The organism is Roseibium sp. RP-7, from assembly GCF_053005225.1.
In genome coordinates this window covers 1,084,893-1,110,009 of sequence record NZ_JBRKQA010000002.1, presented here as the reverse complement: position 1 = coordinate 1,110,009, position 25,117 = coordinate 1,084,893, and the positions used below count along the sequence as shown (strand labels likewise).

Here is a 25,117-nt window from a genome sequence, read left to right as displayed (position 1 = left end):
CTTCAACCATAGGTTCAGTCCGCGAAACGTGCCCATTCATGTCCCTTGTTGCGTCTTCTAAGACTTTGTGCATTTGCCCCAAACTCCCACCTACATTCGAACTAAATTCGAAATAATTTCATCGCTATTCTGCTCCCTGTCTATGCACATTGATGCATTTATTAGTTTTGTTTTTGCATTTCTTCTCTTTGCCAATCGATTGCCATAATTAAAGGCACTAGATACCCCAAGTTAGTCTATATGCTTTCGTCATTCCTATGGAAAAGATGTGTCGTTTTCTGGGCAATCGCTCTTTTTTTCGCACGTGCGAACACACCTATCGGTTGAGGCTTCGGAGAATCTTGAATGGTTGAAAAGACAACACCGGACGCAATCGATCCGTTCCGTCTCATAAGAGAGGCTCGAGTCACCTTTGCAACCGGTCTCGCCGCAGCGGCGCTTCTGAGTGGGTTCATCACGCTGCTGCAGATGATCGTTCCGCTGTTCATGCTGCAGGTTCATGACCGGGTTCTGAACAGTCAGAGCCTCGATACCCTGACAATGTTGCTGATCATCGCCTGTGGCGGACTGATGCTTTTTGCGATTCTGGAATTTATCCGCAGCCAGATTTTCCAGGTGATGGGAAGCGAACTGGTTCGGCGTCTCAACTTGACGGCAATCGAGGCGGGGGTGAAATCCTCGCTGGAGAAGGGGGGCGGTATGGCCTCCGAAGTGCTGCGGGACCTGAACGATCTTCGCACCTTCATAACCAGCAACGCCATCAGCGCACCGCTGGAAGCCATGTGGGTGCCGCTGTTCCTGATTGTGCTGTTTGCCCTGCATCCGCTTTACGGGCTGCTGGCTGTTGTTTCAGCGATTACGCTGATCGGGCTCAACCTCCTGTCCGACATGACGACACGCTCGCTGTTGAAGGAAGCGAACACCGCCAACTTGCAGAATGTCGCGACGATCGCCTCCACGCTTCGCCACGCAGAGACGATCGAGGCAATGGGGTTGATGCCTGCCCTGACGCGCCGTTGGCGCAAGGGGCAACTCCATGCCACGGAACTGATGGCAATGGGAAGCCGGCGCGGCAAGGCAATCCACGCGCTGACGCGAAGCCTCCGGTTTGGCATGCAGATCGCGGTTCTGGCGCTTGGCGCAGATCTCGTCATCAAGGGAGAGGTGACTGCCGGCACGATGATCGCCGCAAGCATCCTGATGGGGCGCCTGCTGACCCCTTTCGACAATCTCACGGAAAACTGGCGCCAGTGGGTGTTCGCATCAACCGCCTGGGGCCGGGTGCGCGAGGTTCTGGAGAACCACTCCTCGCTTCGCCAGACCGTGCCGACCCCACCCAGCCAGGGGTCGCTCAAGATCGACAAGCTGGTCTATGCGCCGCCCAACGCACCGGTGCCTGTTATCAAGGGCATTTCGTTCACGCTTGAACCTGGTGACGTTCTTGGCATTGTCGGCCCGTCGGCAGCCGGAAAGTCGACCCTAGCCCGTCTGCTTGTAGGTGTTCTTCAGCCCACGACGGGCGGCGTCTTTCTTGATGGACACAACGCCTATCTCTGGGAGCGGGCGTCCTTTGGCGCGATGGTCGGGTATCTGCCGCAGTCGGTGTCTCTTCTGGATGGAACGGTTCGGGACAACATCTCGCGCATGTATGATGCCGACCCTCAGATGGTGATCGATGCGGCGCGTGCTGCCGGCGTTCACGAGATGATCGGCCGGATGCCACTCGGCTACGACACGCCCGTGGGTGACAACCGTTACACCTTGTCAGGCGGACAAAAGCAGCGTGTCGCCCTTGCGCGTGCGCTGTTCGGACGGCCGCGCCTGCTCGTGCTCGACGAACCCAATGCCAACCTTGATACGGAAGGGGAGGTTGCTCTGCTGCGTGCTATTTCGCAGGCAAAGGAGGATAAAGCCATCGTCATCGTCATCGCGCACAGACCGGCAATCATGGAGGCGGCCGACAAGATCCTGGTGCTGGAAGATGGCCGGATCGGCCAGTTCGGTGACCGGACGGATGTCGTCAGCAGTATTTCCAGGCGCCTGCCGGCACCTGCCGCACCCCGTGCCCTGCCGACGAGTGGAGAAGTGGCATGAGCGAGCGTTCCGAGCAGGCAAAGCCGCCGGTTGCCACACCTTCGTCCGAGGCGGCGACCGGAGCAGGCCAGGCTTATTGGATGGCCGCCCTCAAGGCGGATGATGCGCGCCCGCCAAGCTTGCGCAAACCGCTTCTGGCGGCAGCTCTGGCCGTTTCTATCGGCTTTGGCGGATTTCTGCTTTGGGGATTTACCGCCGATCTCGATAGTGCGGCGGTTGCCACCGGCAAGGTGATTGTCGACAGCAAGCGCAAGACCATCAGTCATCTGGAAGGCGGAATCCTGCGCCGGTTGCTGGTGCAGGAAGGGGATTTCGTGGATGCCGGCCAGCCGTTGGTGGAGCTGGACGACACACGCGCACGTGCCGAGTTGGCGCAGCTCCATGGCAAACGGACCAGTTTGCTGGCGAGACTGGCCCGGCTCAGGGCCGAGCGGGATCTGTCGGAAGAAATCGTATTTCCGGAAGAGCTCAAGAACAGCAGCGAGCCCCTGATCGCTGAAGTGGTGGCGGCCGAACAGGGGGTGTTCGAAAAACGCCGTCAGGTCTACGAGGGCAAGATCGCCTTTCAGCAGAAGGAGATGGAGCAGTATGTGGCGCAGATCGAGGCCAATCAGGCCCAGATCGAAGCCACCGGGCACCGGCGAAAGCTGCTTGAGGAGCGTGTCGACGCCCTCAGTGGTCTGGAGAAGAAAGGGTTCACGTCAAAAGCCATGCTTAGTGAAGTTCAGCTGGAACTGAGCGAGATGATTGGCGATGGCGGTGAGCTGGAGGCCCAGAAGGCGCGTGCGGAAAAGGCGCGCCAGGGGGCGGAAGTTGCCCTGTTGCAGGCCGAACAGGAATGGCAAAGCGACATTGCCGGAAAGATCCTCGAGGCTCAGCTTGAACTGAACCTCACCAACGAACAGATCATCTCGTCGCAGGATGTCCTCGACCGGCTGGTGGTCCATTCCCCTCAGGCCGGTATTGTCTCCAGCATCGAGATGCGGACACCGGGAGGGGTGGTCGAGCCTGGCAAGGCGATCATGGACATCGTTCCGCGAGACGAGAAGATGCTTGTCGAGGTTCGGATGAACCTGAACGACATCGATACCGTTCGTGTCGGCTCGGAGGCACGTATCCGACTGACTGCCTATGACCGGCAGAACACCAGCCCGCTGGGAGGGGAGGTGACCTATGTCGCTGCCGACCAGACCGTCGATCCCCAGACGCAGGCCGCCTTCTATATCGTGCGCGCACAGGTTCGTTCCGAAGAGCTGGACGGCAAGCCTGCCTTGACGCTTTATCCGGGAATGCCGGCGGAAGTCCTGATTATCCGGCGTGCTCGCAAGGCAATGGACTATCTGCTCGAGCCGATCACGCAAAGCCTTGATCGAGCTTTCCGGGAAGACTGAAGCGCATTTTTTTGTGCTCCAACAAATTTTTTTAACGACGGGCGGCATTGACCGCCCGTTGCTTTTTCGAAGCCCCGGTCCAGTCCGAGCGTCGGGGCATTTTCCTGGTGCAGTGCGAAAATTGCACCTTTAACGCGATTAGTGCGTTGCAAAACCACCATGTGGTTTATTTTTCCGGCGAGGCGGTTGAGTGCTGTTTCTGCATGAAGTGCGGGCGGTTTCAAGCATCTGAAAAATCGCAGAAATTGGATTTCAATCTATGGGGGATCATGTGGTTTCATTGATTTTATTTTGAATTTCGAAATAAAATAAACGTAAAGGAATTGTATTTTCGAACTACTATTAAATGAAAAGTAGAATTAGTTTATCTCCTTCAAAATATTGCCTTATTTTTTTCACTATTCGTCCCTTTGAAGAGATTAGTAATTGTGTATTGTACTTCTCGCGCTGCAAAAATACGGGGTTTGTGCAGTGCGGTGTGCCGCGGTTCGCGGGGCGTCAAATGTAACGAGGCGAACTTCAGGAGTTAGCTACATGGCCACGATTGAAGGCAGTGCTTTTCAGGATTTCCTGCAAGGTACAAATGCTCAGGATTTCATATTCGGATTGGGCTCATCGGATGTTCTGCTCGGCAATGAAGGGGACGACTTCCTCTTCGGTGGCCGAGGTGGAGATCTGATCGTCGGCGGAGAGGGTGCCGACAAGATTTTCGGGCAAGGTGGCGAAGACGTCATTCTTGGTGGTGAAGGCAGCGATACCATCTTCGGCGGAGCGGGCTCCGACTACATCGAAGGCGGTGCCGGCGGCGACATCATTTTCGGTGGCGAAGGAACCGACATCATTGACGGCGGTGCCGGCAACGATCTGATGTTCGGTGGTGGCGACCACGATGTCTTCGTGTTCTCCGGCGGTGGCGGCAACGACATCGTCATGGATTTCCAGGTTGGCGATCTGGTGCAGATCTCGAGCAACATCAACGATACCGGCGTTTCCTCTGCTGCCGATGTCGCCGCACGGGCGACCCAGGTGGGCAACAACACGGTCATCGATCTCGGCAACGGCGATACCGTCACGCTCAACAACGTCGATGCCGACGATCTTCAGGACAATCCTGACGGCTACATCGTCGTTTCCTGATGATCCCGCACCCGGGCACGCGGTCGTCCGTGTGCCCGGGTACCGGCCTTTGGCCTGTGGCCGTCCGCAACTCAGGCCTTAGAACAGTGATGGACAAAGATGCTCGAGACCCTGGGCAAATACGCCGAGGCGGACTTTGAGTCCCCGCATTACTTCCAACTTACGCCGGAGGTTCTTCTTCTTGTCTGGGATCCGGCGCATCAGGTAAATGCTGCGCCCCGGCTTGTGGAGCAGGGCGGTCAGTCCTTCGGCTCCATTGCGAGTGTCCGGCTGAACCGGCTTGATGGCCGGTCGCGAGTCGTTTGGGCTGTTTCGCTGAAGGAAAAAACCAGGCTCAGTCTGAAGTTGAGCGCCGGCGCGGTCGGGTCCGAGGCGACGCTTTCTGTCGACGCCGCAAAGCCTGGTCCTGCCGCCGATGCCTTTGCCATTACCAACGGGCTCAGTCAGGCCGCCTGCGCCGTTTTCGTCACGACTTTCCTGAGCGCCTGGTCCGGCATGTTCCGGCTGGGGCGTTCCCGCAGTTTCGTCAATTTCGCAAGAGAGCTGCTGCGCTCCGTCAACGATGCGCCGCCGGTTGTGGATGCTGTCGCGAGCATCGGTTCCGTCCGGTTGCTGGAAACTCTCATCAACAGCGACAGCACCGACATCAAAACAGCGGTCGTGATCGGTGATACGGGTGTTCTGCGGCTGGATAGCGGAACGTGCAACACGCCCTACAACGGCGGCAAGAGCAGATTGTTCCTCGGTGCGGTCGACATGCCGCAGCCGCCTGCCAACGGTTTTCTGGTGCTGTCCGGAAGCTGGGGTCTGGCGATCCGGAAACTGGCTACCGACAACGTGAAGCGCACTGTCGGTGCATGGTGGGCTACCAATTCGCGCAAGCTGCCGGAAGTGCGGGATTACCTGGTGTCGGACGTCGGCGCCAAATCCGATGAGGCGCGTGCAGCCATACGGGACCTGCAGGTGAGCGATCCCTTGCCGGCGCGCCGTCATGGCTCGCTGTCAGAGACCGGCTCCTTCTGTGCAGTGGAAACCGCTGTCGCCTGCGAAGCCGGTGTCCTGGTCGGTGGCTGGCTGCGCGATCCCGCCCGTGTCTATCAGGGGCTCGATATTCTTGCCGGTGACGCCGGTCCGGTTGCGCTTGAGCTACACACGTTCGACGGCGTTCTGCCGGAAACCCAGGGCGGTTACGCGATAAAGCGCTTTGTCGCGTTTGCGCCGGTCGGCAGGGCGCTTCAACACAATCTGCAGCCCCGGTTCGAAGTCCGTTTGGCATCGGGTGAGCGGGAACTGCTGGTGCCGCCACCGCAGCCGGGTGACATTCCCGACACGAGGGCGAAGGCGCTTTCCGTCGTGACACCGCGCCATGCGAGCGACGAGGTTCTGGCGACCTGTCTGTCGAATGTCCTGTCCGATATCCAGTCGCGTTTCCGGCAATCGGTCGGTGAACCGTCCGAAGTTCTGTTCGGCAAACCGCTTGCCGATCCGACCGTGTCGATCGTGATCCCGCTTTACAAGGTGTTCGAGTTCATCAAGGCGCAGCTTGCGGCGTTTTCCGCCGACAGCTGGCTGGCGGAGAACGCCGAGGTGATTTTCGTGCTCGACTCTCCCGAGCAGGTAACCCATGTGGAGGACCTGCTCGCCGGGTTCCATCTTCTTTATGGCCTTCCCGTTCGGCTCGTCGTGATGGAACGTAACGGCGGCTATGCGCTTGCCTGCAATGCAGGTGCGGAAGCGGCGCGCGGGCGCTATCTGGCGATGATCAATTCCGATGTCGTGCCGGTCGAGGCCGGCTGGCTCGAACAGCTGTGTGCCAGCCTGATGATGGACGAGCAGGTAGCGGCTGTAGGCGGCAAGCTGCTCTATGCAGACAACGCCATTCAGCATGCCGGGTTGAAGTTTATCCAGGACGACAAGGGCCGCTGGTTCAACCATCACTACTACAAGGGTTTCCCGCGTCAGTTTCCGGAAGCCAGCACCTCCCGCGAGGTGCCGGGGGTAACCGGTGCTTGCCTCGTTCTGTCGAAAGCCGATTTCGAGACGGTGGGAGGGTTCACGACGGACTTTATCGTCGGTGACTACGAAGACAGCGACCTGTGCCTGAAACTCCGCAAGTTGAATCGCAAGATCTACTATCTGGGCGACGTCGAACTCTACCACTTCGAGCGTGTTTCCATTCGCAAGAACGAAGATTACACGCGCGGTGTCGCCTCTCAATACAATCGCTGGCTCCACCAGTCCCGCTGGCAGGACGACATCGTTGCCTTGATGGAAGCTGCGGAGCGGCGTGAAAAAGGGCTGAGTGCATGAATTCGCCGGTTCTCATCAAGGATGCCACCAGTCTGGTCACATCCCCACTCGGCAGTGAGCGGATTGCAGACCTGCAAGGTTACATCGGCCGTAACAGGTTCCTGCCGGTTCCCCCGAGCGAGGACAACTTCGTCGGAGATGGTGACTATCTTGCCATCGGCACGGAGTTTCTGGGCCACTTTATCGACCTTGGGGGCTTGCGCGCGCATGAGCGGGTGCTTGATGTCGGGTGCGGCATTGGTCGGATGGCAGTGCCTCTGACCCAGTATCTGGATCCGGACACCGCCCGGTATGTGGGTATCGATCCGGCGTCGGCGGGCATTCAATGGTGCACGCGCAACATCGGGTCGGTCTACCCCAATTTCCGGTTCATGCATCTGGATATCGCCAACGCTCTCTACAATCCCGACGGCTATATCCGCGGCACGGAGATTGCCCTGCCGTTCGCCAACGGTTCGTTCGATTTTGCCATCATGACATCGGTGGTCACCCATCTGCCGTCGGAAGAGATCCTGCCCTATTTCCGCGAAATCTCGCGCCTCATCGAGCTGGGAGGCAGGTTGTTTCTGTCGGCATTCGTGATTGCGCCGGACCGCGGCGAAGGCTTGATCCCACGTGTCGTGTTCCGACGCGACGGCGAAGGGCCTGCCTGGTACGGCAACCCGCAAGCGCCGCTCGCAGCGGTCGCCTTCGATGATGGTTTCCTCGACAGGGCGTTGGAGACGGCCGGATTCGAAATCGCCCTGAAGCGGTTCGGGCATTGGCGCGGCGGCAACGGGGCTCCGCATTACCAGGACTTTTTCGTTGCCGTGAAAACGTCGCGGGGGGTGTCCTGATGCGGATCCTTGTCTTCGCGCATAATCATCCGGATCTTCACCCCGGCGGGACGGAAACCGTCGCGCTTGACCTGGCAAGGGCCTATCGCAAGGCCGGGCACCAGTCGCTGTTTGTCGGTGCGACGAACCACCTGCACCGCGAGCCGCATCCGGGTACCAGCTTTCAGGCGATCAGCGACAGCGGTGACGAGTTGCTGATGTGGGCCGGTCATTTCGACCGTTTCAACATGAGCCAGATCGATCTGCAAGCCTTTGTACCGGACATGCGGACATTGCTGGAAAGCTTCCGGCCGGATGTGGTCCATATCCACCATCTGCTGCTGTTCGGTGTCGAACTGCCGGTTCTTATCCGCCGGGTGCTGCCCGACGTGCGCATCGTTATGACGCTGCACGACTATTACGCGATCTGCGCCAACGATGGCGTCCTGATGAAAAGCCCGGACGAAGCCTGTGCCGCGCTTGGGTCGGGAGGACTGTGCAAGTGCCTGCCCGAAGCAAAGCCGAACGACATGCGTCTGCGCGAGCGGTTCATCAAGACGCATCTGGAGGCCGTCGACGAGTTCGTATCTCCAAGCGCGTTTCTGCGTGACGTTTATGTGCGCTGGGGCCTGCCGCCGGAGAAAATCAGGATCATTCGAAATGGCAGGCCGGACGCGGCACCGGCCAAGAGCCGGTCGGCTGACGACACGCCCAAAACCGTATTCGGCTATTTCGGAAACCTGACCCCCTGGAAGGGTGTCGAGGTTCTGCTGCAGGCGGCAAAGCTGTTGGTGGAAAAGGACATGGAATTCGAGCTGCGGGTCCATGGCGGCGCTCCCTTCCAGAACCAGGAATTCGTCAAACGCATCGAAAAGCTGTTCGAGGAAACCGCACCCAGAGTGCAGCGCCTGGGGGCTTACAAACCTGATGATGTGGCCGGTCTCATGGAGCCCGTGGACTGGGTCGTGGTGCCTTCGCTGTGGTGGGAAAATGCGCCGCTGGTCATTGCAGAAGCACAGCAGCACGGACGGCCGGTGATCACCAGCGGTGTCGGCGGCATGGCCGAGGCCGTCAGGGACGGCGTCGATGGCCTGCATGTGCGCAAGAACGATCCGGTCGGCCTGGCAATCGCGATGGCGACAGCTGCCGGAGATGCCGCGCAGTACCGGAAACTTGCAGCCAACATCCGCAAGCCGCCGTCCGTCAGCGCTGTTGCCGAACAATATCTGCGCCTGTTTGCCGACCGGCAAACTGCGGCGCGTGAACCTGCTGCCTGAGGAAAACGGAATGAGTGTAACCCCTCTTGAACAGGTAAAACCCGGATCGGACGCCAAGCCGCCGCAAGCTGTTGCGGAGGCCAGGGAACAAGCCGTTTCCGCGCGGCTTCAGGGGCGTGTCGATGCATTCGAAAACGGCCGGCTGCTCGGCTGGGCCTGGGATGCGTCGAGCCCGAGCGACCGCATGACCATCCACGTCTTCCACGACGGTGAGCGAGTTCTCAGCAAGGTTGCCGAAACCCAGCGCATCGACTTGAAGCGCAACGGCATCGGCGACGGCCATTATGCGTTCGACATCGAGTTGCCCCAGGCCGTTGCCGCAGCACCTGGCGGTCTGACTGTGGTGGCGGAAACCCCCAAAGGGGAAGCGCAACTGAAGCTGCCGCGCCCGAGCGCAGAAGAACGCGCCGCGGAAGCTGCCGTCGCCATGCCTCTGGCTGTGGTGATGGAGAAAGTCGACCGGCTGATCGTGGCGCAGCGCCAAAGCGCTGTTGGCCAGCGTGATGCAACGGCGGTCTTGCGCGAGACGGTACAGCGGATCGATGCGCTGGCATCGAACGAAGGCGAACTGGGCGAAGCCATGTCCCTTCTGAAAAACGGCCAGGGCGACCTCTCCCAGAAGGTCAAGGAACTGGAAGTCTTCCTGCTGCGTTTCGATACGACGCTGAAGGGTTTCGATGACCGGTTGAAGGTCCTTGGAGAAAAGAGCCGCAACAACCTCAAGGTTCATATCCTGCTGCTGGCGATCCTTCTCGGGTTTGTCGGGGGCATGCTGTTTGCCGCCGCAGGCGGTCTCTGGAGGTAAGGAACGATGGAGCCTGTCGTCACCCTGGAAGGCGTGAAGAAGCTGCCCGCAAGAGCAGAGCGGCAGGCACCTGCGCTGAAGGCGCAGGGGAGCGCAGGGGCGCAGGTTCCACTCGACGGTCATTCGGTTCTTTACGTCAACCTCGACCGCGAAACTCTGTTGATCGCCGGGGTAGGGGAAGCCTTTGCCGGCGGGGTGCCGGCTATCCTCAACGAAGACCCGAAGATGGTCGTACCCTGCACGGTGACGGTCCTGCCAGCCGGAAACGGCCTTTCGGGAAAAAAGCGTCCGTTCATCGCAATCCTGTCTCCGGTGCCAGGTTCTGCCACCCGGCCAGACCGGGTGACGATCCGCAGCCAGGGGCATGCCTACCCCTATGGCGTCAGGCATCAGGCGGAAGATCTCAAGAGCTTCCTCAACAGTGTCGGTGAGCTGTCACCTCAATCGGTGCCGGACATCGTTGACGGCCTGGTCCAGGCATTGCTTGGCGCGGGAACCACACCTCAGGCAATGCAGACGGCCGCCACACTTGTCGATGCTGTCGCGGGGCGCGACGGTTTCATCGAGGTGCTGGGTGTCTTCGACGCCGGAGATATCTACCTCCAGGGGTGGGCCAAGGGCATGCCGGTGGGAACCAGCCGGGTGTTTGTTTTCGACGGCGCATTGAAACTCGGTCAGCTGGCCGGAAGTCTTTTCGAGCGCAAGGACACCGGTGGCAAGGCACATGGTTTTGCCGGTTTGCTCGAGGTTGAGGGCGGTCTTGATACCGCGCAACTTCGCAAGGTTTTCTTCCGTGGCCGCGCTGGATGGAGCGTGGTTGAGGTTCATGAACACAGGACGATGCCGCCGGCCCGGGCTCTTCCCTCCCACATACGGGCCCTTCTGCCGAAGCTCTCCCCCGCGGGTGACGGCAGGGCCCGGCTGGAGCTGGCGGGCCGGCGGTTCGATGGCCGGGAAACGGTTAGCGAGCTCGACGTCCCGGTTCGTGTCGGTATCGATTTCAGCGCTTCACTGGATCGGGCCGGCGTCCTGTTGTCGGGCTGGCTGCTCAATCCGGAAGACCGTGTCGAGACGGTCTTCCTGCGTTCGGGCTGCATGAGTTGTCGCCTCGACACGCGCTGGACGACGCAGCTGCGGCCCGACGTGACAAGCGCTTTCGAAACATTGTCACCCTTTCTGAACGGGCCGGATGCACTGCAACGGCACGGGTTCCTTGTTCATGTGCCTGCCGAGGAAATGTCCGGCACCGAGGGTACGTATCTGGAGATCGTGCTGAAGGATGGCAGGTCCGCCTTTGCTCCGCTGGCGCTTGGCAGGGCTTCGCCGCGCTCCGCGCTAAGGCGACTTCTTTCCGGGCTGGATCCGGCAACGGCATTCCGTCCTGACTTTCTGGAGCGCCATCTTCTGCCGGTGTTGCAGGCCAATGATGCGCCCGAACCAGTCATCGTCGAGACGATCGACTTCGGGATAGTGGATGAAAACGCCGCTTTCGCCGTTGTGATCGGTCTCGACGGAAATTTCGAGAAATCACGTGTCCTGCTGTCGCTGTGTGCGCTTGATCCGCTGCTGCGGAGCGCGCCGGTGGTCCTGGTTGCCTCGCAGGGTGACGCGCTGGAGCAGGTTGAAGACTTCAGGCAACTTGCCGGTTTCTACGGTCTCGCCGTCCGCCTGGTGCTGGCGGACCACGTCGAGGACGCGCTCGATGCGCTTCAGGCGGGCGTCGAGGCCTCACCGGCGGAGACGGTTGTTTGCCTGTCTTCCGGCGTGTTGCCGCGCGGTCCGGGCTGGCTGGAGCCGCTGCTTGCGGCGTTTCAGGCACAGGATGCTACCTGTATTGCAGCGCCCACGCTGCTCTATGAAGACGAAACCATCAGATGGGGCGGCGCCTGGATCGAGCCGGAAGACGGCCGCTATCTGTTGAAGCAACATTATCTCGGTTACCCGCGCCGGACACTTCATGGCGCGGATGTCAGCCCTGTTGCCGCGGCAACGTTCGATTGCTGTGTGCTGCCGAGATCGGCCCTGGCGGAAGCGGGGGGCTTTTCAAGGAAATATCTTGGCACGGACGAGAAAGGGCTCGATGCCGCCCTGCGGCTGAAACTGTCGGGCATCGGTTCGCTCTGGGTGCCTCAGGTGGAGATGATCCACGCCGAGGACGGTCGCCCGGGAGAGCGGTTCTGGAAAAAACTGGTGTCAGAACTCGATCGCCGCAGTTTCGAGCGAACCTGGTCTCCGTTTCTTGCTGACCTGGCAGAGGATATCCGATGACGGCTGCTCACGAGGAAAGAACACCTTCCAAGGCCGCGGCTCTGCGCGTGCTCGTCATTTCTCACGGCCATCCGACACTGTCACTCGGCGGAGCGGAAGTGGCTTCCTACAATCTGCACCAGGGCCTGAAGGCCCTGCCGGGAACACAATCGTTCTTCCTGGCGCGGGTTGGTGACGGCTATCCGCGGCACGGCCAGTCCGCGCTGATGGGGGTCGATGACGCCGATGACGAGCTGCTTTTTCACGCTGACGACTACGACCCGTTCCTGGTGTCCAACCGCAACACCGGAGACCTGCACAGGGACCTGCGGCGGTTTGTGCGCACCCTGCGTCCGGACGTGGTGCATTTCCATCATTTCATCGGCTTCGGGCTAGAGACACTCTACACGGTGCGCGACGCCTTGCCGGACGCCACCATTCTGGTGACTTTCCACGAGTTCCTGTCCATCTGCCATCATCATGGGCAAATGGTCAAAGCAGGTGGCCACAAACTCTGCGAGGCAGCCACGCCGATTGCCTGCAACGGTTGCTTTCCGGAGATTTCGCCGGCCAGTTTCCTGCGCCGGCGGCAGTTCATCAAGTCCATGCTCGGGCTTGCCGATGGCTACATCTCGCCCAGCCGTTTCCTGGCGGACCGCTATGTCGCCTGGGGGCTGCCGGCGGACAAGATGACCGTTATCGAAAACGGCCTGAACGTGAGCGAACAGGCGACGCAGCGTTCCGTGGCGGCCGGTGGCCGGCGGAACCGTTTCGCGTTCTTCGGCCAGATGACGCCCTACAAGGGGGTGGATGTACTTCTGGATGCAGTCCAGCGAGTTCCCGAAAGCATCTGGGGGGAAGATGCCACGCTGACCATTCATGGCGGCAATCTGGAACGTCAGCCCGAAGCGTTTCGCAGTCGAATTTCAGAGCTTCTGGAAGCAGCCGGATCGCGCGTGCGTTTCGCCGGCAGCTACCAGAACAAGGATATGCCGTCGCTGATCCGGCAAACGGACTGGGTGATGATGCCGTCCGTATGGTGGGAGAACTCACCTGTGATCATCCAGGAAGCGTTCTTCCATGGGCGACCGGTTATCTGCAGCGGCATCGGTGGCATGGCCGAAAAGGTTCGCGACAAGGTCGACGGACTGCACGCCCGGCCGGCAAGCCCGGAAGACCTGGCGGACCGCATGGCCGAGGCCTTGCGCGATCCGGGTCTGTGGCAGCGTCTGCGGACGGGCATCAAGCCACCCAAAACGCATCTCGAAAGTGCCGGCGAGCACGTGACCCTTTATCGCGAGGTTCTAGATGGCGGCCTCGCGTCTCGTCCCGGTGCCCTCAAGCAAAGCGCCTGAGAAGACAAAGGAATATGGAATGACACGCGTTCTGGTGATGATACCGTCCGGCGAAGTCTACGATCACAACAATGTCCGCTGGTACAGCCATCAGGACATTCAGCGCAACCTGAACCACTATCACAATATCGGCGATGCCTTCGTTTTCGATTCCTCGCTGAAACTGCTGAAGTACGACAGGCTCGAAACCCTGACGATCCGCGAATTCAACCCGGCGGAAGTCGACCGGTTGCGGGATGAATTCGACTATGTCGTGTTGCGCGGGTCCAACTACATTCACGGCGAGATGGACTGGGAAATGGCGGAGCAGGTACTGCGCCGGCTCGGGCTTCCGGTTCTGGCTTTCGGAATTGGCGCCCAGGCGCCCGTGGACGGCAAGCTTGTGCTGTCGGATGCCACGAAGAATGTCCTGCGCCTGATTGCAGGTTCGACGACATCTGTCGGCGTTCGCGGTGCCTACACCGCCGAGGTGCTGGAAGACATCGGAATTTCCAACACGCGGATCATCGGTTGCCCGACGGCATTTCGCCACAACGACCCCGGTCTGAGGATCACGCTGCCCGAGATCGACCGTATCCGGAAAGTCGGCCTGACCGTGCGGCGCGAAGTGTCGCCGGCATACGCCAGGGATATCCGGCAGTATCTCACGTTCCATCGCGACCTGATCAAGTCGGTTGCGGCCCGCTTCGATACCGTTCTGATGGCGCAAGGCGAGTTGGAGGAAAAGAAGCTGGTACTTGGAACGCCTGCGCAAAAGGACCAGGCGATCTCCTCGCTTCGGGAGAATGCCTGGGTTGGCGAGTGGTATCTGGACGACGACATCGAGTGCCTCTACCGCAACTCCATGTTCTATTCCGACGTTGTTGCGGACTATGATGCCTGCGTCAAAGCCTGCGACCTGGTGCTCGGCTATCGCCTCCATGGCAACCTGATGGCTTTGGCCAATGGCGTCCCGGCGCTTTATTTCACCTACGACAGCCGCACGCGCGAATTTGCGGATACGTTCCGAATCCCGAGCTTCGACGTCTTCAGCGAGAAGGTGTTTCGCCTGAGCGACTATTGGGATCAGGGCCTCTTTGACCGGTTCAACCGGGCCTATGAGGCCACCTATTACGCCATGGGTGACTTCCTGAGCGAAAACAATGTGCCGCATGTCATGCGGGAGCGTGCGCCGGCGCAGCAGCGGAAGGTGGTGGCTCTCATGTGATTTGATAAGGATATCATTTCGAATTTTGAAGTATTTTATTCGTATTATTTGAGTAATATTGCGATAGAAATGCATCTATATTTTGTGAAAAGCAATAAGTAGATAAATATATTTACATAATTCTATGTTGCGCCGCATTATTGTCACAAACAAACATAAATCTTGTGCATGTATATTAGTTGAGCAAGCGGATCTCCGGCAGGGGGACGCTTCACAGTTCAGATGGGGGCTTGCATGACAGTCGTGGCTACACAAGACACGTTTCCCGTTCACAACGCTACGCGTGAGATGCTGCTGCTGAAGGAGCTGACCTTGATCGTCGTGGGCGTATCAAGGCAGGACATTCCCGGGCCGTTGCTCGAGGCGGTCAAGACGGTCTGGTTCGAGGGTGTCGAGGACGACTTCGCCCTGTTTTCCGACGAGAGCGCAGGCCGGTACCAGGTGTCGGAAGCGCCGCTTCTGCCACTGGCCGTGATCGTGGATCCGGCTGCAATGGATGCAAAGGACGAACTGCACAAATGGATGCAGCAACGCGGTGTGGTTCAGTTGCCACCGGTTATCGGTTGGGGTCGTGGCGGTGAAGTGGAGGCTGTTTCCTCGATGGTCGGGCTGGTTGCCGATCATGTGAAATCGGGTGCGCGGCGCCTGGTTCTGTCCAGCAAGGAGTTGAAGACACTTCGCAGCCTGAACGACGACCTGCAGAACCGGTTTGCCGCACTTGAAGCGTTCCTCAACCGGCATGGTCTGCAGCCGCTGGATCTCCTGTTCAGCAATGAACCGGCCGAAAATCCGCTCAATCCGAATGTGCTGGCAAGTGCCTCCGTCGATGGTGTCAGCCAGATCCTGCCGGTACCCAGTTCCGGTGTCAGCGGAGTGGCGGTGCATGTCGAACAGACCGGCAGCCGTCCCGATATCAAGCTGCGTGCCCAGTTGATGACGCTGGAGGACCAGAGGATCGTCGATACCTGGCATTTCTCCAGTGGCGATCTGTCCACGGGCTGGAACATCTTCGGCCTGTCGCGCTCGACTGCGGGCCTGCGCAGAACGCTGGAATTCCGCATGCAGGTTGAAGAGACCGAGGATGAGGTACCGCTTCTGTCCGTCGGTGGTCTGCAGCCGGTCGAAATGTTCCATGTGCGCGATGCCGCCAACGGCTTGTCGGTCCTCAAGAACAGCCTCGCCCTTCAGGTGTGGGGTGGCATTCCGGGCGTTTCCATGCCGCCACACGCCAACTACATTCCGGCGCAGTCGCAACAGGTGAACCTGGACGAAGGCTTCCGTGACATGCCGATCGCCCCGGGCATCCTGGAGCACGCAAGCCTTGCCAATTCCGATGAGGTGTCCTTCGATTTCGAAGCGATCATGCCGTTGCCGACGGAACGCGCCATCGGCTGTCACCCGCCTGCGGAAGGCATGACCATCGGGCAACTTCCGGCAGCTTGTCCGCCGCAGGTGATCCGCATGTCAGCCAAGGCGTTCATCGACAACAGCCGCGCCGCCGATATCGATTTCGCCATTGTGGTTGCCAAGGACCTTGGCGCGGCCAAGGCGCTCTTCAAGGGGGAGCGTGAACAGTCGGTCGGCGAGGCGTTTTCCGGCTGGAAAACCGTCAGCTACGGCGAGACGGCACATCTGAGCGCCTTTGCAGGTGAACGGATCGGCGTCTGGCAGAATGTCTATTTTGCCACCCGGATGAACGAAACGACCGGTAACGATTTTGCCTGGGCGAAATTTGCCAACTTCCGCGCTGTCGTGAGCGGGTAGGCCGGGATGCTCCAGCACACTGGTTCAAGACCGGGCTTGCCGAATGTGCGTTACGCACAGTTCGGCGGTTCCGGCACGGCCTCGGCCACGGTCGCCATCGTCATTCCGGTCTACAAGCACTCGGTCCTTCTGACCGAGGCCATCGACGCGGCATTGGCCCAGCAGGCGCCGTTCAACATCGCGGTCGTGATCGTTGACGATGGCTGTCCCTTTCCCGAAACGGGGCAAACGGGGCGGGCCTATGCGCTCGCCTACGACAATGTCTATTACCTGCGGAAGGCCAACGGCGGTCTGAGTTCTGCGCGCAACTACGGCATCGACTTTGCCTTGCGCAGCTTCTCCGATCTGGAAGCGGTCTATTTCCTGGATGCCGACAACCGGATCACGCCCTCGGCGATCCGCGTTCTTCTCGACTTCATGAAATCCAGTGATGGCGTGGATTGGGTCTATCCCAATATCGACAAGTTCGGGATCGAGTGGAACGGCAACTACACGGCGGAATATTCGCGCCTTCTGCACGTTACCTTCGACAATATCTGCGAGGCCGGCAGCCTGGTCTCCAGATCCCTCCTCGACGCCGGGGTTCGTTTCGACGAGAGCATGAAGTCCGGCTTCGAGGATTGGGATTTCTGGCTGCAGGCGATTTCTCATGGCTTCAAGGGAGCGAACTATCCCTTCTTCGGCTTCGAGTACCGCCAGCGCGCCGAAAGCATGTTGCGCGATTCCAACCGAACCCGTGACAGCATCCTTGGATACATCAAGGACAAGCACAAGAAGCTGTTCTCCACCGAGACGCTGCTTGGCTGGGAGCACGAGGAAGCACCACGGTTCGTCGCATTCGGAGCAGATACCTACCTGGTCGATCTCTTCACCGATCCTGTCGTTGCGCACAAGAAGCGCAGCATCGAGGAATTCGTGAAGACCTTCTGGGCAGCGCAGGCCGAACCGGAAACCTACGGCGTACCTCCGTTCTGGCTGTGGATGTCGCCGGCACACAGGGACGCGCTGAAAAGCTGCGGTCTGCTGCACAACGTCTTGTGGCTGACCGAGCGCCTGTCGACGTCCCATCATTTTGTCGCGCTTCGGTTCGAAAGCGACAAGGACCGGTTGGCCATCGAAGTGAACGAGCTGGGCGAAGGCAAGGAACTTGCCAAGAAGCCGCTTGGCTGGATGTGTTCGCTCGACATCATGAAGCAATGTGTCGAGGACAAGTCCGACGACTGGATCCGGACATTGAGAGGTGCCAATCCGGCACCGAAGATAGCCGAAGTCGTCGTGCGTGGACCGTTCTCGGCGGAAGACATTCAGGGCACCGCCCTGTCTGCCACCAACAGCCTTCTGGCCACGCTGGGGGCCCTGCGCGAGTCCGGCTATCGCCACGGGCCCGGTGAACGCTGGATCTGGCGTTCTGCCTACTTCCCGAACCGCAGCAAGTATTTCGAGCTGCTGCGGCACAGTGCGGGGGCAGACCCGATCATGCCGCGTCTTGGCCGTGAGGGCGCGCCCCTCAGGGTCGGTCTGTTGTTGCCGATCGCAACGTTCGGCGGTGTCGAGAAGGTTGCCTACGCGGCTGCCCGGGTTCTGAAAAAAGCCGGGTGCGAGGTCCATCTCTATGTGTTCGGAAAGCCGGTCTACAACCACATCTCCGACAACGACGGGGTGTTCGACACCATCAACTTTCTGGCCGACGACTATCCTCTGTGGGGTGGTCCCAACATGTTCTCCGGCCACGAGTTGCTGATGGGGCATGACGAAAACGCGCGGGCCGAACAGGTTCTCGGGTTCCTTTCCGGCCTTGATGTGGTGATCAACAACCAGCTTGCCCCGGCCAATGCCATTTTCGGCGAACTTCGCCGGCGCGGGGTCAAGGTCGTCAACTACGTGCATGTGCTGGACAGTTCCGAACTCGGCCGTCCGGCTGGCCATCCCTATCTGACGCTTGCCTATGAGCACATCTACGACAGTGTGCTGACCTGTTCGCGGGACATGGCGGAGTGGCTGCACGGCATGGGCGTGCCTGTTGCCAAGCTGCTTCATATTCCGAATGCCGCCGGTTACCCGATGGCGCCGGAAGAAGCCAAACGGCTGTCGGACAACCGTCAGCAAGACCGCGATGGCCGTCTGCGGGCTGTCTTCCTGGGGCGGCTGGACAGGCAGAAAGGCATCGAGCGGATCTTTGCTGCGGCTCGTGCTCTGAAGCGCAAGGGTGTCGACATCGACTGGCGCATTGTCGGTTCCGACGTCATGGACGCAGGGGCAGGCGGTTCTTGGAAGGAGCGGTTTGCCGAACTTGGTATCCGCGTCGATCCGCCGATCTATGACAGTCGCAGGCTCAGCCGATTGCTGGCCTGGGCCGATGCCTTCGTGTTGCCGTCCAGATGGGAAGGTGCGCCGCTCACGATTATCGAGGCACAACGTCTTGGCTGTGTGCCTGTCGCCACCGATGTGGGGGCCGTAAGCGAGCTGATCGAGAACAAGGTTGATGGCCTGTTGCTGCGCTCCTCTGACGATGGCGTGGTGACCCATGATCTGATCACCGCGCTCGAAACATTGGCAAAGTCGGAGAGGCTGCTTCGAACCCTATCGACCAACGCGTCGCAGCGCAGTGCAGAGCGCAGTTGGGAAAAGAGCCTGCAGCCGTTCCTGCGGCAATTGCACAACTGGTTCCCGGATCGCCTGCAAAGCATCCGCCGAACCAAGGCGCCGGTGGCGCAGATTTCCAGTTCATCCGAAACGACCGTCCGGGGGAGTGCGGCTGACGGAGCAACGCTCTGGCAGCAACGCGGACGTCAGACGTCCGTCCGGTAATCGAAGGGCCCGAGCCCACATTTTTGAAAGGTGCAGTTCACATGAAGAAGCTCTTCGTTCTCAACGGCGGCGCTGCCGTCAAGCCGGGCAACAAGTCGGCATTTCTGAAAATCGATGACCCCCTGTCGACCTTTGCACGCGGCGGGATCAACACGGGCGACGTTCTCGTCTATGACGCGATGTTGAAGGCACTTGCCTACGACCAGATCACCAACGTGCAGTTCGCCCATGCGGCCGACGAGAAACTCTGGCCGACCGACGATTATGACGCCACCGTCATTCGCGGATCCAACTACCTCACAGAGACGGTCGATATCGGCAATGTCATTCCGCTCCTGAAGAAGCTCAAGGGACCGATCGTCCCGGTGGGTGTCGGCGCCCAGGCGGCGAAATACAAGAAGCTGGAAATGCCGAAAGGCAGCATCGAGGCGTGGAAGATCATCGCCGACAAATGCGAAACGATCGGCGTACGCGGTGTCTACAGCGCCGAGGTCTTCAACGACATCGGCATCAAGAACATCCGGATCATCGGCTGCCCGAGCTTCTACCGCAATCTGAGGCCGTCCATCGAGATCAAGCCGCTGGATCCGGCCAACGCTCGTGTCGGCCTGACGCTGAACAAGTATCTTTCCGCCGACTATGCGTCCAACGCCACCAAGACCAACCGCATGCAACGGGCGCTCATCGAGGCTGTGGCCAAGCGGCCGGCCAATCGTCTCTATTCCCAGGGCGAGCGCGAGGAAACGCTGGCAATCTTCGAGACCGGCGAAGCCAAGCAGAAGCATATCCGTTCGATCCTCGGAAAGTACAATCTGGAGGGCGACAAGGATGTCGAGGCGCTGATGAGCGAGCGGATGCAGGCATTCTTCGACGTTGATGAATGGGCGGCAGATGCGCGGGACAATGTCGACGTTCTGGTCGGCTTCCGCCTCCACGGCAACGTCATCGGCCTGCACCAGGGCATTCCCGCCGTATTCTTCACCTACGATTCCCGCATTCGCGAATTGTCGACGCTGTTCGCGATCCCTTCCGTCGAGATCGAAGACTACATGCCGATCAACCTGGAAAAGATCTTCGAGAGCGCCGACTTCTCCAAGGTTCAGCATGTCTACCGGCTGAATTATGCCGAGTACCATCGCTTCCTCACCGAGAACGGCCTCAACCACGTGCTCGCAAAACCGGTGGCCTCGCCGCCTGAGCAGCCGCTGGTCAAGCCGAACCTTGTGAAGATCGACCAGACGACCGAGGAAGTAACCGACTGGTTCCGGGGCGAGGTCGATTTCATGACCAGCGAGATCGAGACCCTGCGCAGCCGCGCGTGGAACCTGGAACTGAAGCTTCGCGAGAAGACATCGCCGGACGCCGGCGCGAAACTGGCGAGCTGACCGGTTCGCGGGATCATGACACGACCCGGACCTGTGCTGAGCCGTCGCCGGTTTCTGACCGGCGCGGCAGCCGGTGGCATGGCGGGTGCGGCGCTTCTTGCGTCGCCCCGCAGCTTGCTGGCTCTGACCTCGAACGACCTGCCTGCCCCTCTGCAGCGGATGGACGGCGACTGGCAGTTGACCTTCCAGGATGATTTCGACGACCTTAACCGGTTTCAGCAAACCTGGGACCGCATGCGCATCGGAGGGGACGGTCATCCGACCATGCGCTACCCGAAAAACGTGGTGATGCGGGAAGGCGAACTCGACCTCAAACTCGGCCATCAGGCCGATCCGAAACGGCCTTTCACGGGAGGCTACGTTCGGACCCGGACCTTCCGCCAGACTTACGGCTATTTCGAGTGTGAGATGCGCATCGCGCGCGAGGCCGGTGTCAACAATGCCTTCTGGCTGATATCCGATCGCGAGACGGAGGGCGACACACATTTCGAACTGGATGTGGCCGAAGTCAAATATCCGAACATCGTTCAGGTCTCAGCCCGCCGGTGGCGCCCGGAAAAGAAGGTGCTTGCCGCAAGTTACCGGGCGCATATTCGGCTGGACGACACCTTTCACCGCTATGCGATGCTCTGGACCCGGCAGGGATTTCGTTTCTACGTCGATGACATGGAGGTCTTTGACGCACCCAACGATTTTGCTCACACGCCAGCGCTGCTGCTTCTCAGCAATGCGGTCGCGCCCTTTGCCGGCAAGAACGATGGCGACGTTGCCGGAGCTGCAACCAGCATCCGCACCGTGAGAGTGTTTCAGAACACTTCAGCCTAGAAACGATTGGCTCCGCCAATGAATTAAGCCGGCAAGTCCGCTTGCCGGCTCAAACATGTCAGGCGTCAGTCCTGGTCAGGCGACGGTTTCGTAGCCGCGCGGGTTCTTGCAGACCCAGTTCCAGGTGTCGCGGCACATGTCCTCAAGGCCGCGCTCGGCCTTCCAGTTGAGCAGTTTTTCCGCAAATTCCGTGTTTGCGAAACACTGTGCCACATCGCCTTCCCGGCGGGGAGCGATGGAGTAGCGGATCTGTCTGTTGGAGGCCCGCTCGAATGCCTTGACCATCTCCAGCACGCTGTAGCCGTTGCCGGTGCCAAGGTTGACCGCAAAACAATTGGACGGGGCGGAGCCTGATCCGAGCACTTCATGTGCCCTCAGATGGCCTTCAACCAGATCGATGACGTGGATGTAGTCGCGGATGCCGGTCCCGTCCGGCGTGTCGTAGTCGTTGCCGAAGACCGAAAGCTCCTCCCGGCGACCGTCCGCGACCTGGGTGATGAACGGCATGAGATTGTTCGGGATGCCTTGCGGATCTTCGCCCACCAGCCCGCTTTCATGCGCACCGACCGGGTTGAAATAGCGCAGGATGCCGAAGCGCCAGGAGGGGTCGCTGGCGGCGACATCGCGTAGCATTTCCTCGATCATCAGCTTGGTGCGGCCGTAGGGATTGACGGCGCTCGTCGGGTGATCTTCGGTCAGGGGCAGGAATTGCGGGTCGCCGTAAACGGTCGCCGAGGACGAGAAGATCATTTGCTTCACGCCGCAATTGGCCATCGCCGACAGCAGGCGATGAGTTCCCACGACGTTGTTGTCGTAATAGGCGAGGGGGATCTTGGTGGATTCACCGACCGCTTTCAGGCCGGCAAAATGCACCACCGCCGTACAGCGGTACTGCTTGAGGATTTCCTCCATCCGCGACTGATCCCGGATATCGGCTGTTTCCAGAGATACCTTCGCGCCGGTGATGGCCGCTACCCGCTCGAGACTGACCTGGCTCGCGTTGGACATGTTGTCCACGACAACGATGTCGTGCCCGGCCTGAAGAAAAGCCACGCAGCAATGCGAGCCGATATAACCGGCACCGCCGGTAATGAGTACAGTCATCCAAACCTCTTTTGGCTTCGACGGAGAAAACGGAAAGGAAATTCAGCCCTGAATATCAAACGATTATTGTTGTTCGATGTCATGCATTCATCAGTATTTGTTGGGCTGAAATAAGGCTTCAAGATCGAGGCAAAATGAACATATTTTCGTGGCGTTTTGAAGTGTTTCCGTCCAATTGATCTGAACGTGCTCGGACAGATGGCGTTCCAGGCGTGCGTCCGACCGTATGATCGGACAATCGACGCACCTGGAGCTGCCGGATGTGTACCACACGGTGGTCCGGCAGGAGCGGGGTACAGCCAAGGTATTGAAATGAAACGCGCCGTTTTATACCTGTCAGACCATGGCAAACAGGCACATCTTCATTGGCGATATTCATGGAATGAGTGAAGCTCTGGCTGTGCTTATTGAAAAGCTTGCTCCCGATGCCGGCGACAGGGTCGTCTTTCTGGGTGATCTGGTGGACAAGGGCCCCGATGCTGCCGGCGTTGTGCGCATGGTCCGCCAAATGAAGGATGAGGCAGCCTTCGAAACCGTTCTCATCGAGGGCAATCATGAAGATCTGCATGCGCGCTATCGTGTCAATCTGGCTGTCCGCCCCACGGTTGCTGCGGAGCAGGAAGCTGGAAACGGCGAACTGGCGTCCCTGAATGCTCAGCTCGCCCCGGAAGATGTCGCCTTTCTTGAAAGCGCTGTGCCGTTTTTTCGGTTGGACGCGCATGACATTCTTGCCGTTCATGGCGGTATTCCCGGAGACATGCTTGCGTTTCCAACCAGTCTGGACGAAGCGCTTGAGCTGAAAGGCAAGGGCCGTCGCAGCTTTCGCAAGATACTGCGTACGCGGTTTGTCAGCGCCGACACCGGTGCTTTCCTGGTTCAAGGGCATGAAACGGCTGGTGATCCATTCTGGGCAGACAGTTATGATGGTCGTTTCGGCCACGTCATTTTTGGCCACAATCCCTTCATGCAAGGGCCGGCTATGTTTCCGTTTGCTACAGGTATCGATACGGGAGCAGTTCATGGCGGTGCCTTGACCGCCCTGGTCGTTGACGGCAACGGTCGCCGGACGTTCGTGTCGGTGCCCTGCTAGTTGACCTGCGTGAACCGCTGCCACCAGGATTACACGTTTGGCATCTCACCCAAAATCTGTGTTGTAAGCCTGGTGATTAGCAGTGAACGGCACTGCAAGCAGGTTCCTGCCGTTCCACTCCCATTCCTGAGGAAAAGCTACTTGACGAAGCGTCAGGTTCAATCTTGACTCTGCCTGCACCAAGTGTGGGAGAGTACATGAAGATTGGAATATCCGGCGCCTTTGCGGCCGCATTTATTTTGTTTGGTTCCAATGCCTTTGCGCAACAAGCACCTTCCACTGCTCTCGAATGGGCGAAGTCGCAAAGGCTCCTGCCTTCGAAACGGATAAATGGTGATCTCCGCCAGGGTATTCATACGCTCTATGGCCTCAATTCAGTAGGCTCTAGCTCCTTATCGATGCTGGGCAACAGTGACACGAGCCGCTACGTCACGATCGTTAATCCCAGCACCAACCGCACCACGAACATCGTAGAAGTCGGCCGTCCTCAGGACAGGGAGTATCGCGGCATTACCGGGCCTGCAGAACAAGGAAACTCTGTCTTTACCGGAGCATTCGGACCGATTGACTTTTTCGACCTGGACAAAAAGCGCAAACTACTGACGAGCGAAAGAACCAAGGCAAGTCCGGAGCCAGTTGCCGGAGACAGTGCCGGCGGTTTTTCGGTCACTGTTGCCAAAGCCCCCAATGACGGTGGTGTGCTCTTGCACGTGGTCAAGAACGGCCGGGTTTCCACGCTGCAAACAACACTAGGCGCACGTCTGGACAGCGTCTCCATCGGTCAAGTCAGCGGAAGGGAGGTCTTCTTCGCTGTTCTGGGCGATCACACCGCCACCCATTTCTCAATGGTCGAGGGAGGGGACATTCTCAAGCGCGGTCAAGCAAGCATCTTTTCGCCCAAGTTGGAAGACCCGAACGGGCGTTGGAGGCGAGAGGGAGATAGCGGGCCGGTCAGTCGTGCCCGTCTGATAGATGCCGTCAGCAACGTGTACGGTCTCTGGCCACTGAAGAACTTTTACGGTGTGCATGTCCGGCGTGCCAAGGAAGCTGGAAACGATGCTGTTGTAACCAGTCCAACTACCAGCCGGGCGTTCGTGAGCGCCAAAGGCGGCTCGAGCTACCTGATGGACATGGAGGGAAGTTGCAAGGAACGGACGAACTCTCTCGATCCGGTAAAATGCACGATCGCGGTCTCCGTGGCCTTTCGCGACACAAGCGACGGGGTCGACGCGGGTTACGTCATATTCCTGAATCACAAGCTCGAACCTATTGCCCACTTTGGGGGCGCCAACCTCGTCTATCATGATCTTCTGCGGATGCCTGACGGCCAGCTCGCCGCTGCAGGCACTCTTGTCGACGAGGGAAAACGCATGGGTCTGCTCGATGTTTGGGAGAGGTTCCCCGGACTTTGAAATATCTTCGAAAAGTCAGGAATATCCGGAACCAAAAGATCGGACTTGAACCTCCTGAGGCGTTGATGGATGGGGCTGCTTGATGACTGGG

17 protein-coding genes are annotated in these 25,117 nt (G+C 59.3%); 16 read left to right on the top strand and 1 reads right to left on the bottom strand.

The features are described 5' to 3' along the window. The first annotated feature begins 345 nt into the window (after positions 1 to 345). The 14 genes from ACVDG9_RS19820 to ACVDG9_RS19755 all read left to right on the top strand — a co-directional run bounded on the left by ACVDG9_RS19820 (position 346) and on the right by ACVDG9_RS19755 (position 21,420). Positions 346 to 2,094 carry a type I secretion system permease/ATPase gene (locus tag ACVDG9_RS19820; protein WP_152505724.1) on the top strand — a complete coding sequence of 583 codons (1,749 nt, stop codon included), beginning with the start codon at positions 346 to 348 and terminating at the stop codon, positions 2,092 to 2,094. Beyond that, positions 2,091 to 3,485 (top strand): HlyD family type I secretion periplasmic adaptor subunit, encoded by a 1,395-nt coding sequence (locus tag ACVDG9_RS19815; protein WP_209169870.1) that lies wholly within the window; start codon positions 2,091 to 2,093, stop codon positions 3,483 to 3,485. Before ACVDG9_RS19820 ends, ACVDG9_RS19815 begins: the two co-directional genes overlap by 4 nt. A 534-nt stretch (positions 3,486 to 4,019) precedes the next feature. After that, positions 4,020 to 4,622 carry a calcium-binding protein gene (locus tag ACVDG9_RS19810; protein WP_023003324.1) on the top strand — a complete coding sequence of 201 codons (603 nt, stop codon included), beginning with the start codon at positions 4,020 to 4,022 and terminating at the stop codon, positions 4,620 to 4,622. Between the two features lie 99 nt (positions 4,623 to 4,721). Continuing rightward, positions 4,722 to 6,932 carry a glycosyltransferase family 2 protein gene (locus tag ACVDG9_RS19805; RefSeq protein ID WP_447238770.1) on the top strand — a complete coding sequence of 737 codons (2,211 nt, stop codon included), beginning with the start codon at positions 4,722 to 4,724 and terminating at the stop codon, positions 6,930 to 6,932. Further along, positions 6,929 to 7,768 (top strand): class I SAM-dependent methyltransferase, encoded by an 840-nt coding sequence (locus tag ACVDG9_RS19800; RefSeq protein WP_447238769.1) that lies wholly within the window; start codon positions 6,929 to 6,931, stop codon positions 7,766 to 7,768. Before ACVDG9_RS19805 ends, ACVDG9_RS19800 begins: the two co-directional genes overlap by 4 nt. Further along, positions 7,768 to 9,024, top strand: a complete 1,257-nt coding sequence (locus ACVDG9_RS19795; RefSeq protein ID WP_447238768.1) for a glycosyltransferase family 4 protein — start codon at positions 7,768 to 7,770, stop codon at positions 9,022 to 9,024. Before ACVDG9_RS19800 ends, ACVDG9_RS19795 begins: the two co-directional genes overlap by 1 nt. 10 nt (positions 9,025 to 9,034) lie before the next feature. Then, the gene (locus ACVDG9_RS19790; RefSeq protein ID WP_145903541.1) at positions 9,035 to 9,829 is read left to right on the top strand and encodes a hypothetical protein; all 795 of its coding nucleotides are present in this window, start codon (positions 9,035 to 9,037) and stop codon (positions 9,827 to 9,829) included. Between the two features lie 6 nt (positions 9,830 to 9,835). Beyond that, complete coding sequence (locus ACVDG9_RS19785) at positions 9,836 to 12,097, top strand: hypothetical protein (protein ID WP_447238767.1); 2,262 nt, start codon at positions 9,836 to 9,838, stop codon at positions 12,095 to 12,097. Then, a complete protein-coding gene (locus ACVDG9_RS19780; protein WP_447238766.1) occupies positions 12,094 to 13,431 on the top strand; it encodes a glycosyltransferase family 4 protein in 1,338 nt (445 codons plus the stop codon). Before ACVDG9_RS19785 ends, ACVDG9_RS19780 begins: the two co-directional genes overlap by 4 nt. Positions 13,432 to 13,450: 19 nt before the next feature. Beyond that, on the top strand, positions 13,451 to 14,638 hold the full coding sequence (locus ACVDG9_RS19775) for a polysaccharide pyruvyl transferase family protein (protein ID WP_447238765.1): 1,188 nt from the start codon (positions 13,451 to 13,453) through the stop codon (positions 14,636 to 14,638). Positions 14,639 to 14,872: 234 nt separating this feature from the next. Beyond that, positions 14,873 to 16,402, top strand: a complete 1,530-nt coding sequence (locus ACVDG9_RS19770; RefSeq protein ID WP_031270447.1) for a DUF6212 domain-containing protein — start codon at positions 14,873 to 14,875, stop codon at positions 16,400 to 16,402. Positions 16,403 to 16,408: 6 nt separating this feature from the next. Continuing rightward, positions 16,409 to 19,210 (top strand): glycosyltransferase, encoded by a 2,802-nt coding sequence (locus tag ACVDG9_RS19765; protein WP_447238764.1) that lies wholly within the window; start codon positions 16,409 to 16,411, stop codon positions 19,208 to 19,210. Between the two features lie 41 nt (positions 19,211 to 19,251). Continuing rightward, positions 19,252 to 20,595 carry a polysaccharide pyruvyl transferase family protein gene (locus tag ACVDG9_RS19760; protein ID WP_023003334.1) on the top strand — a complete coding sequence of 448 codons (1,344 nt, stop codon included), beginning with the start codon at positions 19,252 to 19,254 and terminating at the stop codon, positions 20,593 to 20,595. Between the two features lie 15 nt (positions 20,596 to 20,610). Beyond that, a complete protein-coding gene (locus ACVDG9_RS19755; protein ID WP_031270450.1) occupies positions 20,611 to 21,420 on the top strand; it encodes a glycoside hydrolase family 16 protein in 810 nt (269 codons plus the stop codon). A gap of 75 nt (positions 21,421 to 21,495) precedes the next feature. On the opposite strand, the gene galE is transcribed toward ACVDG9_RS19755, so the two are convergent. Then, complete coding sequence (gene galE, locus ACVDG9_RS19750; RefSeq protein WP_023003336.1) at positions 21,496 to 22,524, bottom strand: UDP-glucose 4-epimerase GalE; 1,029 nt, start codon at positions 22,522 to 22,524, stop codon at positions 21,496 to 21,498. Positions 22,525 to 22,867: 343 nt separating this feature from the next. On the opposite strand from galE, the gene ACVDG9_RS19745 reads away from it, so the two are divergent. Next, on the top strand, positions 22,868 to 23,614 hold the full coding sequence (locus ACVDG9_RS19745; protein ID WP_447238763.1) for a metallophosphoesterase: 747 nt from the start codon (positions 22,868 to 22,870) through the stop codon (positions 23,612 to 23,614). 197 nt (positions 23,615 to 23,811) lie between these two features. Next, on the top strand, positions 23,812 to 25,026 hold the full coding sequence (locus tag ACVDG9_RS19740) for a hypothetical protein (protein WP_139314102.1): 1,215 nt from the start codon (positions 23,812 to 23,814) through the stop codon (positions 25,024 to 25,026). The last annotated feature ends 91 nt before the right edge of the window (positions 25,027 to 25,117 follow it).